Origin of the sequence: Sphingobium sp. 15-1 (genome assembly GCF_013375535.1) — a bacterium.
GTDB classification, from domain to species: Bacteria; Pseudomonadota; Alphaproteobacteria; order Sphingomonadales; family Sphingomonadaceae; genus Sphingobium; species Sphingobium aromaticivastans.
The window spans coordinates 123,363-139,011 of record NZ_JABXJG010000003.1 but is presented as its reverse complement, the minus strand read 5'-3'; the positions used below and the strand labels follow the sequence as shown (position 1 = coordinate 139,011).

At 58.2% G+C, this 15,649-nt stretch carries 13 protein-coding genes and 1 pseudogene; 5 read left to right on the top strand and 9 right to left on the bottom strand.

Features of this window, described 5'->3' with window-relative positions; genetic code table 11:
• Positions 1–75: 75 nt before the first annotated feature.
• A complete protein-coding gene (locus HUK72_RS23675) occupies positions 76–750 on the top strand; it encodes a Crp/Fnr family transcriptional regulator (RefSeq protein WP_176599017.1) in 675 nt (224 codons plus the stop codon).
• Positions 751–801: 51 nt separating this feature from the next.
• Here the strand turns inward: HUK72_RS23675 and HUK72_RS23670 are convergent, their stop codons facing one another.
• The gene (locus tag HUK72_RS23670) at positions 802–1,653 is read right to left on the bottom strand and encodes a fumarylacetoacetate hydrolase family protein (RefSeq protein ID WP_176599016.1); all 852 of its coding nucleotides are present in this window, start codon (positions 1,651–1,653) and stop codon (positions 802–804) included.
• A 29-nt stretch (positions 1,654–1,682) separates the two neighbouring features.
• On the opposite strand from HUK72_RS23670, the gene HUK72_RS23665 reads away from it, so the two are divergent.
• Entirely contained in the window at positions 1,683–1,832 is a 150-nt protein-coding gene (locus tag HUK72_RS23665; RefSeq protein WP_176599015.1) for a hypothetical protein, read from the top strand.
• Positions 1,822–1,989: pseudogene (locus HUK72_RS23660) on the top strand (IS3 family transposase); the annotation flags it as partial. The gene HUK72_RS23665 and the pseudogene HUK72_RS23660, both read left to right, overlap by 11 nt.
• Before the next feature lie 70 nt (positions 1,990–2,059).
• Here the strand turns inward: HUK72_RS23660 and HUK72_RS23655 are convergent.
• The 4 genes from HUK72_RS23655 to HUK72_RS23640 all read right to left on the bottom strand — a co-directional run bounded on the left by HUK72_RS23655 (position 2,060) and on the right by HUK72_RS23640 (position 7,108).
• A complete protein-coding gene (locus HUK72_RS23655; RefSeq protein WP_176599014.1) occupies positions 2,060–2,944 on the bottom strand; it encodes an amidohydrolase family protein in 885 nt (294 codons plus the stop codon).
• Positions 2,945–3,062: 118 nt separating this feature from the next.
• Positions 3,063–4,736, bottom strand: a complete 1,674-nt coding sequence (locus HUK72_RS23650; RefSeq protein ID WP_176599013.1) for a class I adenylate-forming enzyme family protein — start codon at positions 4,734–4,736, stop codon at positions 3,063–3,065.
• A 384-nt stretch (positions 4,737–5,120) separates the two neighbouring features.
• On the bottom strand, positions 5,121–6,257 hold the full coding sequence (locus HUK72_RS23645) for an NADH oxidase (protein ID WP_176599012.1): 1,137 nt from the start codon (positions 6,255–6,257) through the stop codon (positions 5,121–5,123).
• Between the two features lie 71 nt (positions 6,258–6,328).
• Positions 6,329–7,108 carry an SDR family oxidoreductase gene (locus tag HUK72_RS23640; RefSeq protein ID WP_176599011.1) on the bottom strand — a complete coding sequence of 260 codons (780 nt, stop codon included), beginning with the start codon at positions 7,106–7,108 and terminating at the stop codon, positions 6,329–6,331.
• Positions 7,109–7,595: 487 nt separating this feature from the next.
• Between HUK72_RS23640 and HUK72_RS23635 the strand changes: the two genes are divergently transcribed.
• Together HUK72_RS23635 and HUK72_RS23630 are read left to right on the top strand one after the other, a co-directional pair.
• On the top strand, positions 7,596–8,399 hold the full coding sequence (locus tag HUK72_RS23635) for a TetR/AcrR family transcriptional regulator (protein WP_176599010.1): 804 nt from the start codon (positions 7,596–7,598) through the stop codon (positions 8,397–8,399).
• Between the two features lie 182 nt (positions 8,400–8,581).
• Positions 8,582–9,539 (top strand): IS630 family transposase gene (locus HUK72_RS23630; protein WP_176599009.1). Its coding sequence is split into 2 segments (ribosomal slippage): positions 8,582–8,904 and positions 8,903–9,539, totalling 960 coding nucleotides; the frame shifts between segments, so codons are not numbered across the junction.
• A 250-nt stretch (positions 9,540–9,789) separates the two neighbouring features.
• Here HUK72_RS23630 and HUK72_RS27710 read toward each other — a convergent pair.
• The 4 genes from HUK72_RS27710 to HUK72_RS23610 form a co-directional block, all read right to left on the bottom strand.
• On the bottom strand, positions 9,790–10,080 hold the full coding sequence (locus tag HUK72_RS27710) for a GFA family protein (RefSeq protein WP_176599008.1): 291 nt from the start codon (positions 10,078–10,080) through the stop codon (positions 9,790–9,792).
• 285 nt (positions 10,081–10,365) lie between these two features.
• Positions 10,366–11,736: an IS1380 family transposase gene (locus HUK72_RS23620; protein ID WP_176599007.1), complete on the bottom strand. Its 1,371-nt coding sequence runs from the start codon at positions 11,734–11,736 to the stop codon at positions 10,366–10,368.
• A gap of 66 nt (positions 11,737–11,802) precedes the next feature.
• A complete protein-coding gene (locus HUK72_RS23615) occupies positions 11,803–13,107 on the bottom strand; it encodes an MFS transporter (protein WP_176599006.1) in 1,305 nt (434 codons plus the stop codon).
• 143 nt (positions 13,108–13,250) lie between these two features.
• Positions 13,251–15,461, bottom strand: coding sequence for a TonB-dependent receptor (locus tag HUK72_RS23610; RefSeq protein ID WP_176599005.1), 2,211 nt, complete (start codon positions 15,459–15,461; stop codon positions 13,251–13,253).
• Between the last annotated feature and the right edge of the window lie 188 nt (positions 15,462–15,649).

The following is a 15,649-nucleotide window of genomic DNA, read 5'->3' as shown; positions in this document are numbered from 1 at the left end:
TCGCTGTCGCCTAGGCGACAAGGAAGCAAAATTATATATGCTTGGATGGGACCGGCAGTGATTTAGGAGAAAAGAATGTCTGCGTCACCCTTTGATCTATTGCAGTGGCTCCCCGAGAGCGCGCGCGAAGCATTTCATGCGGCAGCCCGGAACCGACATTTCGGTCAGGGCGAACTGATTTACAACCAAGGGGATGCTGGAAACCAGATGTATCGACTGGTGTCTGGCGCGGTAAGACTATCGGTCGCCCGCTCGGACGGGCGTGAACTCCTGTATCTGCTTTTCCAGCCAGGCGATTGCTTCGGCACGAGCAGCCTCGTCGACGGGGAGATGCGCCCGCAAACGGCAGAGGCCCATGAAGCGTGCGAGGTTGAGGTGCTCGATCGGACAGGGTTTGACCACCTGCGAAGCATACACAGGGCATTTGATGACGCCCTCATCCGCTTGGTTACGCGTCACATGCGACTCTTGAGCGGGTTGTTCGCAGATGCCCATCTTGAGGCCATTTCCGCCCGTGTGGCCAGTCGGATCCTCACCACGGCGCGCAGTTTCGGCCGCCCGACTCCCGCCGGCATCGCGCTGTCCGTCCCGCTGACGCAAAGCGAGTTAGCGCTTATGGTGGGAGGATCACGTCAGACGGTCAACAAGGTGCTTCAGCAGTTTCAGGCCGATGGGCTGGTCCATCTGAACGGCGGCCAGCTGATCGTCCTTTCGACGGATCGATTGCGATCGATGCTGTCGCCTGAGTGATCCTCAGCGCGGGCGAGGCCAAGAAACGCTTTGCCGTTGTCAGCCACCTTCTTACTTCACGGTGCTTTCGATCGCGCCGATGCCGTCGATCTCGCAACGAACGACATCGCCGCTCTTGAGGAAACACTGCGGCTCCATGCTGACCCCGACTCCCTCGGGGGTGCCGGTCGCGATCAAATCCCCGGATTCGAGTGTAAATGCAGTCGATAGATAGGAAATCTGCTCCGCCACCCGATGGATCATCTGGGCGGTATTGCTCGATTGGCACAATTCACCGTTGACGAAGCAGCGCAAGTCAAGCTTCTGCGGATCCGCGATTTCGTCTGCCGTGACAATCCAGGGGCCGATTGGTCCGTGCGTATCGAACGACTTGCCCATGGTAAAGGTCCACGAATGAAACTGCCAATCGCGCGCGGAAACGTCGTTGGCGACAAAATAGCCAAAAATATGAGCGTAGGCGTCTTCCACCCTCACATGCTTGGCCGGCTTGCCGATCACGAGGCCAAGTTCGACTTCATAGTCCAGCTTCTCCGTGACCCCAGGGTCGATCTCGTCGAACGGCCCGCTGAGGCATGTGGTTTGCTTGTTGAACCAGACCTGATTGTTCGATCGCGCGACCCCGAGCTTGTCAGCTTCTTCCAGATACTTGGCGTAATTCATGCCGATTGCCAGATACTTGCCCGGTTTCTCGATCGGGCAGAGGATGGGTGATCGACTGAACGCCACTCGCGTTTCGGCCCGATCAAGGGCAGCTCTGGCCTGGTCGAGCCCGGCATCGCCGGCGGCGACCAGCTCCAGCATCGTTGCATAGGGCAGACCCGATGCCGACAGGTCGACGATCTCCTCTCCCACGACTGCTCCGATGTGGACTCCTGCTGCGGTCTGGAAACGCACAAGCTTCATTGTCGATTACCTATTTTGGAACCGGTCACATGCCGGTCGGAACCCTCGCTCAATTGGTCTGCCCTCCGCTCAAGACCCAGAGCTATAATAGTCTGGAACACAAGCCGGGAGACATCATCGGCGAGCGGCGTGAAATTGAGATCATGCTGGCGAAGGATGCGTCGATAACGGCGGCATGACGGCCGCAAGTTCCGCGGCTCGCCCTTTATCGATGAGGCCAGCAGGGAATAGCTGGCGCTCATCGTTACACGGCAATTGAAGCACGAGGCAGTTCTGGCGGCCGTGGCCGAGCTGCTTATCTCGCGCAATCCACCCGTCCCCTTGCCGGGGGACAATCGGATTTCCGCACGACCTGCGAACCAAATTGACATCCGGGGAATAACGCCCCCTCGGTCATTCCGCTTCCTCAACCGATCCCGAGAGACGCGAGAAACGAGTCAGCGTTCCCCGAAAATACGTCGTCCAGAACCTCCGAAGAGAGGCCCAGTTCGCGCCACTCATTGACGAGCCGCTCGTGGGAGAGCATCGGATAATCGACGGCAAAGAATATTTTTTTGCGCAGCCGTTTGGCAATTTCACGCTTGAGTTCGTCCGAATAATAGCGTGGCGACCAGCCGTGAAGCTCCATCCAGACGTTAGCCTTGTGCAATGCAATCGCAATCATCTCTGATTGCCATGGCCAGGACACCCGAGCAGCGATCACGTTCAGGGCAGGGTATCGGGCGGCGATGTGATCGACGTGGCGGGGATGGCAATTCTCAAGCTCAAGCCCCCCGCCGCCCCGGACACCGACACCGCTGGCCGACATGCCTGTAAGCATCAATACCGGCCGATTGGCCTCGATGCACAAATTGATGCACTTCTCCCACTCCGGGCTGTCCGGAAGCCCGGCTTTGGAGAAGGGATGAAGCCCCATACCGATCAAGCCTGGCCCTTCGCTCAGACAGCGTTCCAGTTCCTTCTCATGACCCGGCAGCGTCGGATCGATGGTGATCCAGTTGCCGAGAACGACGTCCGGATAGTTGCGGGCATATTCGAATGCATAGTCGTGCTGATCCCGGACGGCGCCGACATCCATCTTGTAGGTGTAGGCAAAATCCAGCATCACTCGGGCATTGGCCTGCCGAAACTGCGCTGCCTGCTCCTCTTCGCTGACAAACTTCATGTCCCACTTGAAATAGCTGCGCGTGCCCTCTCGAGCTTCTGGATTGTCGAACGGGCTTCCTTTCCAGCCCTGCTCGGTTCCCCAGTGGGAGTGGAAATCGAAAACGCGCGGAGCCGTGGTGCTCATGGGTGGTTCCTTCATTTATCTACCGCCGGGATGGCCTTCGATCCCGTCCCGGCAAATGCGTGGCGAGGCGATGTTCTGGCGCGATCCCTGGGACTGACGCTTGTCGCTGCCCGGATGATCAGACGTGCGCTTCTTCACCGTTCGCGGCCGCCTTGCGGCGACGCTCCACCTCGATGGCCAGTTCTCGTTTAACCACCTTGCCGGTGGGGCCGATCGGAAATACCGAGAAGATTTCAAGGTGTTGCGGAAGTTTATACTTTGCGACCTCACCCTTCATGAAATCGATGACATCCTGCAATGCGATGTGAGCGCCATCCTTTGGTATGACGCAGGCACAGACATTCTCGCCATAATAATCGTCTTCAATGCCTATCATCGCGACGTCGGCAACCTGCGGATGCTTGATGAGTATTTCTTCGAGTTCGCGGGGCCATATGTTCGCCCCCCCGTGAATGATCATGTCCTTGGATCGGCCCGAGATCGTAAGCCTGCCTGCCTTATCGATGTAACCGCGGTCTCCCGACCGGAACCAGCCATCCGGGGTCCAGCTCTCGGCGGTCTTGGCGGGATTGCGATAATAACCGACCATGATGGTGGGACTGGATTTGACGATCTCGCCCTCCGTTCCGACCGGCACGTCGCGGTCGTCGGGACCAAGAATCCGGACATTCATGAAGGGGTAAGGCCGGCCGACGGTGCCGACCCACTCCTCATATGGCTCCGTTTCATCCGTGCTCGAAGTCAAACCCACCTCGAGCATCCCGTAAATATCGATAACCGGACAGCCTAACCGCTCATTGGCCTCCCTGAGCACTTTCACGAGCGTCGATTGTCCTCCGGTCTGCACCAGGCGCAAACTGGACAGATCCCTGTCATTGAGGCTCTTTTCATTGAGGATCGCAACGAGGGCGGTCGGCGGCGTCGTGAATGTCGTGATCTTGTATTTTTCAATGAGATCCAGGGTCGCAGCGGGATTGAAACGGTCCATAAGGACGCCATGCGCGCCAGCGAGAGCAGCGCAGACCACCGCAGAAAGCCCCATATTCAAGCCAACGGGCATCAGCACCAGAACATTGGCATTGCGGTCGATCTTGAGCACCTCCGCGGCGTGCTGGAGACAAAACAGCGTAGTGTTTGTCGTATGCATCACAGCCTTGGGCTCGCCCGTGGTGCCCGAGGTGAACGCTATGCGCATGACCTCATTGGCATCTCTGGGATGGTTGGGTTCGGGGTCGGCCGGGTCGCGGTCCTCGCGGAGTTGATCGACGCTAACCCAGCCTTCTCCGACAGGCTTTGGCGGCGCTATGCCCAACGGAACGACGACCGTGTTGACCAAATGAGGAAGGCGATCCCGAATGCCGTCGATCATCTCGAGAAAGTCGAAATCTCGGAAATGATCCGGCACCACAAGCGTGTGCGCTTCCGAGAAGCGGAGAATGAACTCGACCTCGCCAGCGCGATAGTCTGGCGGATATTGGCAGAAGACAGCACCCAGGCGCGCAACTGCGGCCAGCATGAATACGAACTCGATCCGGTTCGGAAGCTGAACGGAGACCACATCTCCCGGCCCCACCCCGCGGCGCGACAGCCCGGACGCGATTTCGCCGCTGATCCGCCACAGCTCGCTCCATGTGACGTGTGACCGGCTATCGCTGTAGGCGACCTTGTCCGGAATCTCATTCGCATTTTGCTGAAACACATCGGCCAGCGTTTTGTCGGTCCAATAGCCAGCGGCAGTGTATTTCTCGATCAATTCTGGCTTGAGGATCGTGTCGTTACGGGTGATCGTCATCAGTAACCTCTCCTTTGATTTCCCGCCGATCAAGCGACGCTGCGGGGACCAGATTTTCATCTGGCGCCGGCTCGCCAGCACTGAAACCGCTCTTCTCGGGCGGACTTGATCTCGATTCTTGGCTCGTCAAACCAGCCAAATCCTCCGTAGGGACGTTGGTTTAGAATGGTGACGTGCACAACCATTCACATGACCATGCAGTCACCGGAGCGCTTTCCCACCGGGTGAAAGCGCTCCACTATGCTCAGGACCGCTTCGCCCAGGATCGTCGTCACCCGGAAGCCAAGCCCCGCCAATTCGCCAGAACCATGGCCGGCCTGAATTGGATGGACCGGCCTCCATATTCGCGCAACGCCATGCCGGAGCGCGTCGCGAAGACGACGATCAAAGTGACGGGTTGACCAAAAACTTGCTGCCCGTGGACTTTTTCGCATATTCTTTGACGAACTCGGGGTTGATGACATCGACGAGCGACAATGTTGCCTTGTAACTGCTGGCGAAGGTCGTCGACAATTCTCGAACGATCCTGCCCTTCAATAAAAGCGTCGTTTCGTTCCCGAACTTCTGCAAGGCGTTCAACACCAGATATCTGGCCACCGCCCACGAACTTCCATAGGTCCGCGTAAGCATTGTCGGCTCGGGATTTAGCGACCCATAGATGTAAACTTGCTTCAGGGTCGACGTGCCGTAGCGACTGAATGCGGTCTGATTTGCACCCAAGGCCGCTTCCATGGCGCGGAGGATGCTGTCCGTCATGAATCCTCCGCCCGTGGCGTCAAATGCCAATGTCGCTCCCGTTGCCGTGATGGCCGCCGTCAGATCCTCAAAGAAGGATTCAGCACTTGAGTTGACGACATATTTGGCTCCGATCGAATGCAGGGTTTTGACCTGCTCCTCGGACCGGACCACATTCACGAGCGGGATATCGTCGTTGATGCAGATGCGGTTGAGCATCTGGCCCAAATTCGACGCCGCCGCCGTGTGAACAAGAGCGCTGTGCCCCTCACGACGCATGGTCTCGACCATGGACAGGGCGGTCAGCGGGTTCACATACATCGAGGCGGCAGCCTCAGCGCTCATGCCGGCGGGAAGAACGGTGCACGCGGCGGCGTTCACACGTCGGAAGCTGGCATACATTCCCCCGCTCATGGTGCTGACGGTCTTGCCGATCAGATCGACGGCATTCGCCCCCGCCGCGACGACCGTGCCGGCCCCTTCCGTTCCGACGGGCAACGACTTGCCGATCCTCGGCTGCAAATCGACGGAGCTCATCTGCTCCGCAGGGATTGTCGCGCGCAACCCCGGACGCCCATTCTGCGAGAACACGGCCAGTCCTGACAGATCGGCCGGCCCCAGAAGGAGACCGATGTCCGTTGGATTCATCGAGCTTGCCTCGACCCGGATGACGACCTCGTCGGGCGAAAGGTTTTCGATAGACTCTTCCTCCAACGTGAGAAACAGTTCGCCCTCCGGGGTAATCAATGTGCGAAGACCCACTGATGTGAACTTTTCGTCTGCCATTTCATAATCCTCTACATCAGAACCTTTGGCTGCGATGGAGCCGCTGGCAATCAAGTTCCTGAAAACAAACCCTAAAGCAGATTCTTGCTCACGCCGCCGTCGACGGCCAGCGTCGTTCCCGTCACATAGGAGGCAAGCGGCGACGCCAGGAAGGTAGCCACGGCAGCGATCTCCGCGGGGTCGCCCATTCGGCCGAGCGGAATCGATTTCAGAGCTTCTTGTAATTCGCTGTTGCCGGGTCCGCTGCTGACTGGCCCGTCGACGAGATTTGCACGGGCGGTTTCCACCAGACCGGGGCAAAGCGTGTTTATCCGGATATTCTTGGGTCCGAGTTCCAGCGACAGTGTCTTGGCAAGCCCGATCACTCCCGCCCATGTCGAAACGGACAGCCCAAAGCTCGGCATCGGCTGGATTGTGCACAGGGCGGTTATGTTGACGATGCTTCCGCCGCCCCGCGCCTCCATCCCGGGAACAACCCCGCGCGACATCCGCACGACGCTCATCAGATTCTGCTCGAACGCCCGGCTCCAGCGCAGGTCATCGAAATCCAGCGCCGGCCCAAGCGGAGGAGCGCCGTCATTGTTGACCAATATGTCCACGCCGCCCATTTCCTCAACGGCCGCAAGAATATTGTTGATCCCGTCCAGCATCCGAATGTCACCGACGACTGTTCGAACCTTCCGGCCTGTCTCCGTGGCGATGCGCTCGGCCGCGCTCGCCAACGCATCTTCCTTTCGCGCGCTGATAAGGACATCCGCCCCCTCTGCCGCCAGTCGATGCGCGATGGCAAAGCCTATGCCCTGGCTCGCCCCGTTAACGACCGCCGATTTTCCCAGTAGTTGCAGATCCATTTCTCTCCCCAGCGACAATTAAGTGTTATGCGATCCGGCAGCATTTGAGATCGCTCAGAAATTATGGGCGTAAATTCAAAACTCTGACGTTCAACTCAAGTATTTTGACCGATCCTGGCCTGAGGTTGATCCGATGGCGGATGCCCCACAACGATGCGCGCCCTGTCGATGTTGACTATGAAATACATTCTACTGACTATGTCGTCAATAGGTCGAATCGACACGCTTCATGGGGCGCCCGCATATGCTCAACCGATCCATCTTCACGAGCGCGGGGATCCAAGGGACTTAAAACTACGACGCTTGTTCTCTCAAAGGGATGACCGGATTTTCGCCCGCACAGACATCGACGGCCTGCCTGAAGGGGGGTGTTCGGCATCACGCCCCGTCGCACGACCCTATCCCGATCGGGCTGTGTTATTGACGTGAAAGCATCACATATTTACCGAACCTGATAGTCAGCATATTTGCAATCGAAAGGTGGCCCATGCCTCGCTGGGAAAACGGTTTCCAGACAAACGAAGAAATTCAGAGATACAAGCGCTACGCGGTGATCCGTGAGGCGGCGCGGATCATATCGCGACAGGGCTTCCACAATACGTCCCTCGATGCGGTGGCCAAGGTGCTGGGCATCTCGAAGGGAACGCTCTACAATTACGTCAAGGACAAGCAGGAAATCCTGTTCGAATGCCACAAGATCTCACTCGATCTTGGGGAGCACGCGGTGCGGGTCGCCAGCGAAGCCGGGGGTCTGGGGATCGACAGGCTCCGTCTCCTACTGAGATGTTTCATCATTTGGATGTATGGGCAGGCGGGGGTCGGCGGCCTCACCTTCGATGTGAATGCACTTCGCCCGGAGGATCGCGCCATTGTGGTGGCCCGGCGCGACGGGATGGAGGCCAATCTCGTCGGCCTATTGAAGGAAAGCGCCGAAGACGGCAGCATCCGCCCCTGCGATGCCAAAATCACAGTCTATGCGATCATGAGCGCGATCAATGGCATCTCGTCCTGGTATTCTCCCGATGGCCGCATGAGCATCGAGGCGATCGCGGACGAGATGCTGGATCTGTTAACTCGCTCGCTCGCGACGCATCCGGAAAAGCTGGCGCCTTATCCGCCGGTCCCAGCCTATCCGATGCAGGTGGCCCCCTCCGGATTTTTCAGTCCCGGCCCGGCCGCGATGGCACGTGTCGAGAAGCCCGCCAGCCCCAGAAAGGGGGCGACCGCCTCCCGCAAAACGGTAGCCTCGCCATCAAAACGCAAAGCACGGAGTAGCCGCGCCGACACCTAGGGGATCGGATCTGGCGGTCTGTGCCATCTCCTGACGGCATCGACTTATCTGCTGGAAATTGGGATCACGCGCGCTCCCGAATGCCCACCGACATTCCGATTAGAGCGGTGAGCGCGAAGAAAGAATCGCGAGCGATTCCCATCGGCCGAAATTTATGATTCACCTTCTTGTGGAGGTGGACCATGGGCAGAGCTTATTCGGGTGATTTGCGGGAACGGATATCGGCGCACGTAGCGGCTGGCCACTCACGCCGTGCGACGGCCCGTCATTTTGGCGTGAGTGCCAGTTGTGCGGTGAAGTTGTTGCAGCGAGTGGATCGGACGGGTTCGGCTGCTCCCTCACAAATTGGGCGCCCACGCGGTGCCGGGAAGTTGGCGCCATATATGGCCCGGCTGACGGCCTGGGTTGATCGGGAGCCCGGCATCACGATGTCGGAGTTGTCCAGCAAGCTGACCAAGGAGACGGGCATGGTCGCCCACCCGGCATCCCTCTCGAGGGTGCTGATCCAAGCTGGATATCGGGTTAAAAAAAACCCTGCTGGCCAGCGAGTGCGGACGCGATGATGTCGCCCATGCGCGCCTCCGCTGGCGACTTGATCGACAGCCACGCATGCGTGAAAATCCCCAGCGGCTGGTCTTTCTGGACGAGACGGCGACGACCACGAAGATGACCAGGACCCGGGGCCGGGCGCCGCGAGGCGAGCGGCTTAAGGCACGCGCCCCGTTCGGTCATTGGAAAACGCAGACATTCATTGCCGGGCTGCGCTGCGATCGTCTCGTTGCCCCTTGGGTCATCGATCAGCCAATGAACCGGCTCCTGTTCGAAACCTACGTCGAAACCCAATTGGCGCCGACACTCAGTCCGGGCGATGTTGTGATCCTCGACAATCTGCCCAGCCACAAAAGTGAAAAGGCCGCCGCAATCCTTAAAAAACGGGGGGCCTGGTTCCTCTTTCTCCCCCCGTATTCGCCAGACTTGAACCCAATTGAAATGGCCTTCGCCAAGTTGAAATCGCACCTGCGGCGGATCGGGGCTCGGACAATCGACGAGCTATGGAAGGCTCTCGGGCATATCTGCGATCTCTACTCCCCCGAGGAATGTGCTGCATACCTCAAGGCTGCCGGATATGCGTCCAACTAATCGCTCACCGCTCTAGCTGGCCGTGCCCAACGGGGCTGATGTCGTGGCGGCATCAAGGGTGTCGCGGGCCTTGATTGATCGCCGCTGGCGACTGCGAGTTGCTACGTTTTGCGGGGCCCTATTTTCCTGCGATTTTACTGTTCCGCTTCGGTCGGCAAGCGGGCGAAGCGCTCCAGGCCCGCCAGATGGACCCAAGGCAAGGCGCGATCACAAAAGATTTCCCGCGCGGGCGAGAGAGTGGCGCCATCATTCAAGGCACCGCCGTATAAAACAGCAGTTCAGGCACGATGTGCGCGTCCGCTGCGATAGAGGATCCGCAGTCCGGACAGAAGCGCCGATCTACCCGCTTCCCACTGTCCCCCAGATCCGGGTAACTGTGAAACAGGCCGTCAATTTGAACATGCTCACGCGGATATGCATAGAGCAGGGAAAATGCCGAACCGGTGTGCTTCTTGCAATTGGTGCAATGACACACCAGCCGTAATTCTGGCTCACCGGTCAATCTCAAGGTAATTTTACCACATAGGCACGAGCCATCCATATATTTTCTCCGTGCGAGATAGTGAATTCAGCGGCTTTCCGCAAAGACCTCGATCTCAGGATCCGGAATAGGCCATCAAGTCTCCCGCATAATGCCGTTTCGATCGGGCGAGGCAGACTAGCCCGTCTTATTCGTGACGATGTCCGTTCCGCCGATCGCCGGGTTCAGGAGTCATCTGCTTGGTGATCAGGACGAGTGATCGCGCTGCGTCTTTTTCACCGCGGATGTTCGAGAGGTTTGCGAGATTGAAGGACGGGGTACGGTTCAGCGGCATGGCCGCGTGGTCTAGGTGGGTGCGGTCCTGAGCGCGGCGGCGACGGTTCGGAACGTGTTGGCGTCGGGACAGGCGGATGCGAAGGCGACGCGGATTCGGGTTGCAGTTTCGATCACGCGGGCGGCGACCTTGAGAAGCCGCAGGCGCAGGGTGGCGAACTCGGCATCGGCAATGGCTGCTGCTTTGGGGACAGCCTGCTGGATGCGCCACATCAACCAGTAGGCAGCGGTGTGCAGAATGAGCCGCATCTGGTTGGCGTTGGCCGATCGGCACGAGGTGCGATCGCTGCTGAGCTGGCTCTTGTGCCGCTTGATCAGGTTTTCGGCCTGGCCCCGGGCGCAATAAAGGCTGTCGTAGATATGTTCGGCGGAGCCGTTCGCCAGGGAAGTGACGACGTAACGGATATCCATGCCCAGGGTGCTGGCTTCAATCCGGGCGACGACGCGGCGCTCGCATTTCCAGCTTTTCGCCCCATAGCGGATCTCGGCATAGCTACGCAGGACCACGCGCTGTTTCTCGGCACGCTTGACCGCGCAGGCATCGGCGGCGGCGGCGATGTCAGGGTTAGCGCGCAGGGCGGCATTGGTGGGAAGGCCAAAGACATAGTCGATACCGTGCGCCTTACAAAAGGCCATGACCTCTGGCCGGCCATAATGCCCATCGCCGCGGATGGTGATGTGCGTTTGGGGCCAATGCCGACGGATATGCCGAATAAGGCGACGGATGTGCCCTGCAGCCTCCGCACCCGACGGCGTCTTGCCGGTACGCAGCAGCATGGCAACGGGTCGCCCCGTTGCCGTGTCATAGACATGGATCGGCAGGAAGCAGCGCTCGCCGTGGTGGCCGTTCCAGAACGACAGCTGCTGATAGCCGTGCACGACGTCGCAGGTATCATCGATATCCAGCGTCACTACCTTGGGCGGTTCGGGGTAGCTGGCGCAATAGATGCGAACCATCGCGACCATCATCCGCGCCAATTGGCGCGTCGTCGGCGCATTCTCCCACCTGCTCATTGTCGGTTGGCTCGCCAGACCCGCGCCTGAATCCAGCAGCTTGCCCAGCGCCAGGCGAAAGCCAGGATCGTCGCGCAGGGCATCAAGGTCGTTAGCGTCTTCGTAGCCGCAGGCGATCGCCAGGATCCGCGCCCGCAGGATATCATCAAGCTTATGGGTGACCCGCGAAGGATCGCGCGGGTCGGCAATGCAGGCCGCGAGTTGCCGGCAGACACCCATTGCACGCTCGGCCTGAGCCAGCAGCAGAACACCACCGTCCGAGGTCAATCGCCCTCCATCGAATGCCCCTGCCACTTTCTTGCGCGACACTGCTGGAAACGAAATCACCGCCGCGCTATCGTGGCTCTTGGCGGGAGTGGCCTGTGGCATTTTTTGCCTCGCTGCAGGTTGGTCTAGACATCCAATTTCCTACAGCAAGCCAAGGGCTTAGGCCACTCACGCCAACCCTTCATGTCCAGCCTGATGAATAAGACGGGCTAGAGATATGACCGTCATGGAAACCACGACCAGAATGAGGCTGACGCGCAGGCTGGCAAGGCCCAGCAGGCCGCTGAACTGGTCGCTGAACAGACCCACAAGCAAGTTTGCCACACCGCCGCTGATGACGACCGCGCCCAGCAATATGCAGGCATTGGCCATCGACCGGATATCGGATGGAAGCGTCGCGTTGAATGCTACGAAAATCGGACCGACGGTCATCTGCGAGAAAAAGATGCCAAGACCAAATGCGATGATGGCCGCCGTCGAATCCGCCAAATAATAAGCAAAGAAATACATCGGGAGCGAGAGAAGCAACCCGAGTTGCGATATATATATCGGCCACATCGGGTTGGATTTGGCCAGCCTGTCCGTGACGATCCCCCCTAGCAGGATCCCCGGCACGATGCCTAGGCAGTATGCAATGCCGATGGAAGTTGCGGCGTCCTGAACGCTGAGCAGATGGTAGCGGTTGAAAAAAATGGGTGCCCAATTCACCATTCCCCCGCCCAGAAAATAGGAAAAGGAAAATGCCAGGAGAATTGGTATCGTGGAGCGGGATGTCCGCATCACCCTGAACGCTGAAAAGACGCCGGCGAAAATATCGACGGAAAGCGAAATCGGTCTGATGTGCTGGCTAACAGTCGATGTAGGGCGCGGGTCACGCAGCTTCCATCGCATCAGTGCGGCAAGCACAAGCCCCAGCGCGCCGCATAGAATGAAAGTGAAGCGCCAGCCAAACTGCGCGGCGATGTAGGATCCGGCAACGGCTGCCGAAAAGACGCCGAAGGGAGCGCCAAGCACATAGATCGCATAGGCCATGGATCGTTGCTGCTTCATCGAATAGTCGGTCACCAGAGCCATGCTGGTCGGCGATCCGCCCGCCTCTCCCATGCCAACAACAAGCCTGAAAATGAGCAACTGGACGAAGGATGTCGCGAGGCCGCAAGCCCCGCTCGCCACGCTCCAGATCATCAGGACCAGAAAGAGCAGCTTTGCACGATCTCCCCGGTCGGAAAAATAAGCGAAGAAGAGCGTGAAAACGCCATAGGTCACGGAAAAGACCGGGCCGGTGATGATTGCGAATTCCGAGTCCGAGAGATCAAGATCGATTTTCAGCGGCACAGCCAGGAAGGCGATGATCGTCCTGTCGAGTTGATTGACCGCGAAACACAGGAAAAGCAGAAACAGCGCAAAGCGATTGCCGCCGCGCTTAGCAGGATCTTCCATAGCATTCGCGGCATTTGTCTGCATCCCGGCCATACACCCTCATCAATTTACATTATTACTGCTCGCTCACTTTATCTGGCTTTTGCATCGACCAGTCAGGGGGTGGCCCCACATGCAGATCCAAAAAGAGAAGCCGGGGAACATGTCCCCGGCTTCGTCATTGGAGGAAGCTCCATTTAGAACTGATATCTTAGCTGAGCACCGATCGTGCGGCCTTCCGCCATCGCCCGGCCCCTGTTCTGCGCCGTGACCGGCAGGATGAAGGGTTCCTGACCGTCGTTCAAAATATTCTTGCCGTATACCGAAACATCGAGTCCCGTATTGGGCAAAGACAAGGTGAAGTTGGCCGTAAGATTATTGATGGTCGAAGTCGGATTCAGGTTCGCGTCATCGCTGAAATTCCTGTCGCGATACGAGAAGTTCACCGTGCCCGTCAGACGCGCGTTATCCGTAACATCAGTCGTGTAGGTGCCGCCGATATTATAGTTCCAGGGAGCCGCTCGGGTCGGCTTCAACGCATAATCGAGGCCGTTGATCGCACCATCGTTATTCAGGTCGTACTGAACGTTTTTATAGTCGATCCCGACATAGCCGACGTTGGCATTAATGCGGAAATGGCTGTTGAGTATCAGCGTCAGTTCAGACTCAAAGCCGTAGATATTTGCGTCTGTCGCATTCTTCGTGAACTGCGTCACGCCAACAAGCTGGGTGAGAACAATGTCGCGCTGAAGCTTCTTAACGTCGCTGAAGAAGGCCGCAAAATTGAACCGCACCTTGCGATCGAACAGATCCGATTTCAAACCCGCTTCATATGACCACTGCACTTCGGGATCATACTGAGGAATCGAAGGCGAGCCGTCGCGATTTGCCTGTTGCCGCACATTGTATCCGCCGCTGCGGACGCCCTTGCTGGCTGTCGCATAAATCAGGACATCGTCATCCGGCTTGTAGTTGACGCCAAATTTAGGCGTGAACGAAGGCCAGCTTTTGCTTCCCACAAAGTCGGGATTGACGCACTGGAAAATTGCGATGTTGCAGTTGCCGCCGGGACCGGTTGCGACCTGATAAGACAGGGTGGCATCCTTCTTTTCCGAAGAATAACGACCGCCCAGGACAAATGACAGCTTATCGGATGCATGATATTCGAGCTGGCTGAAGATCGCGTAAGCGCTCTGCTTGATCGTGCCGCCATATTCACGGTGGCGACCGTTAAAGTCACGCGCCTCGATATAGAGATATTTTTGCCAGAAATAAAAGAGACCTACCGTTGCTTCCACGTTGCCGAACGTCCCGGCATAGCGAAGTTCTTCGCTGAACTGCTTCTGGCGAAGGCCGATATGGCTGTTGAAGAAGGTGGTCGGCCCTCCGTCGATGTCTGTCAGGGACTCATTGAACACATGACGGTAGCCCGCGATATTGGTGATGACGCCATCGCCAAACGGGACATTGATGTTTGTCTCGGACGTCGCACTCTCCCAATCCAGGATCGTAAAGCCGGGTTCATTGGCAGTGATCCTGTAACCTTGCGATTCTACGCCAGACCCAACCGGCACCTGCTGAAACACGGCGCTGTCACCGCGGGTCTTGCCGATTTCTCCGATGAAAGTCTGGGTAATTTCACTCGAAGGCTCAATGACCAGCGTGGGACGCACAAACCATGTGCGCAGTTTTCCGACCTTACGGTTCAGGAAGGAGTTGTGATACCAGCCTTCGTCCTTGTTGTAATAACCAGCGATCTTGGCCTTAACCGCATCGCCAAGGATAGGTCCGCCCACGCTGGCGGCTATATTATATTCGGGGCCGGTCTGAATGCTTGCCTGAGCGTTCACCTCGAACTTGTCGGTCGGGCGCCGGGTGCGGATCAGCACTGCACCACCGGTAACGTTCCGACCCTGAAGGGTTCCCTGCGGACCGCGGAGAATTTCAACGCCCTCAAGATCGAAGGTCTCAAGGTTGGTGCCATATTGGGAACCGACATAGACGCCGTCGATGAATACGCCGGTTGCCGTTTCGCTGCTGGGGTTGCCGGAGCTGGTCCCGAGACCACGCAGGCTGAACGAGGCGAAGCCGACAGCCAGACCATTTGTCCCCAGCATCACGCCCGGCGCACGGGTTGCAATGTCCGGAAGGCTCTGAAAATGGGTTTCGGCGAGCTGCACCGACCCGAGGGCCGTAACGGCGATCGGAACATCCTGCAACTTTTCACCGCGCGACTTTTTCTGCGCCGTGACCACGATATCGTCCAGGACCGCAGCCCGCGCCGCACCATCTGCCGCAGCAGGAGCCGCGCCCTGCGCGTGAGCGGCGACCGAGAGGCCAGACGATACAAGAATGGCGCACCAAAGCGCGTGCTGTCCGACGCTCATCAAATTCAATTTGGAACGCATGAATTCCTCCCCTTTTCGTAAGCGGCCTCTGGCCCCTTATGAACTTCCATTCCCTTATATTGACTTCAAAGTCAATAGAACAAATATGGGGTCATTCGCGGTTTTTTGACGTGCCGGAGAACCCGACCGCCGAAATATCCGGTCCGGCGGAAATTTTTTTGAGACGGATGCGGCCGGTCCAACGCCAT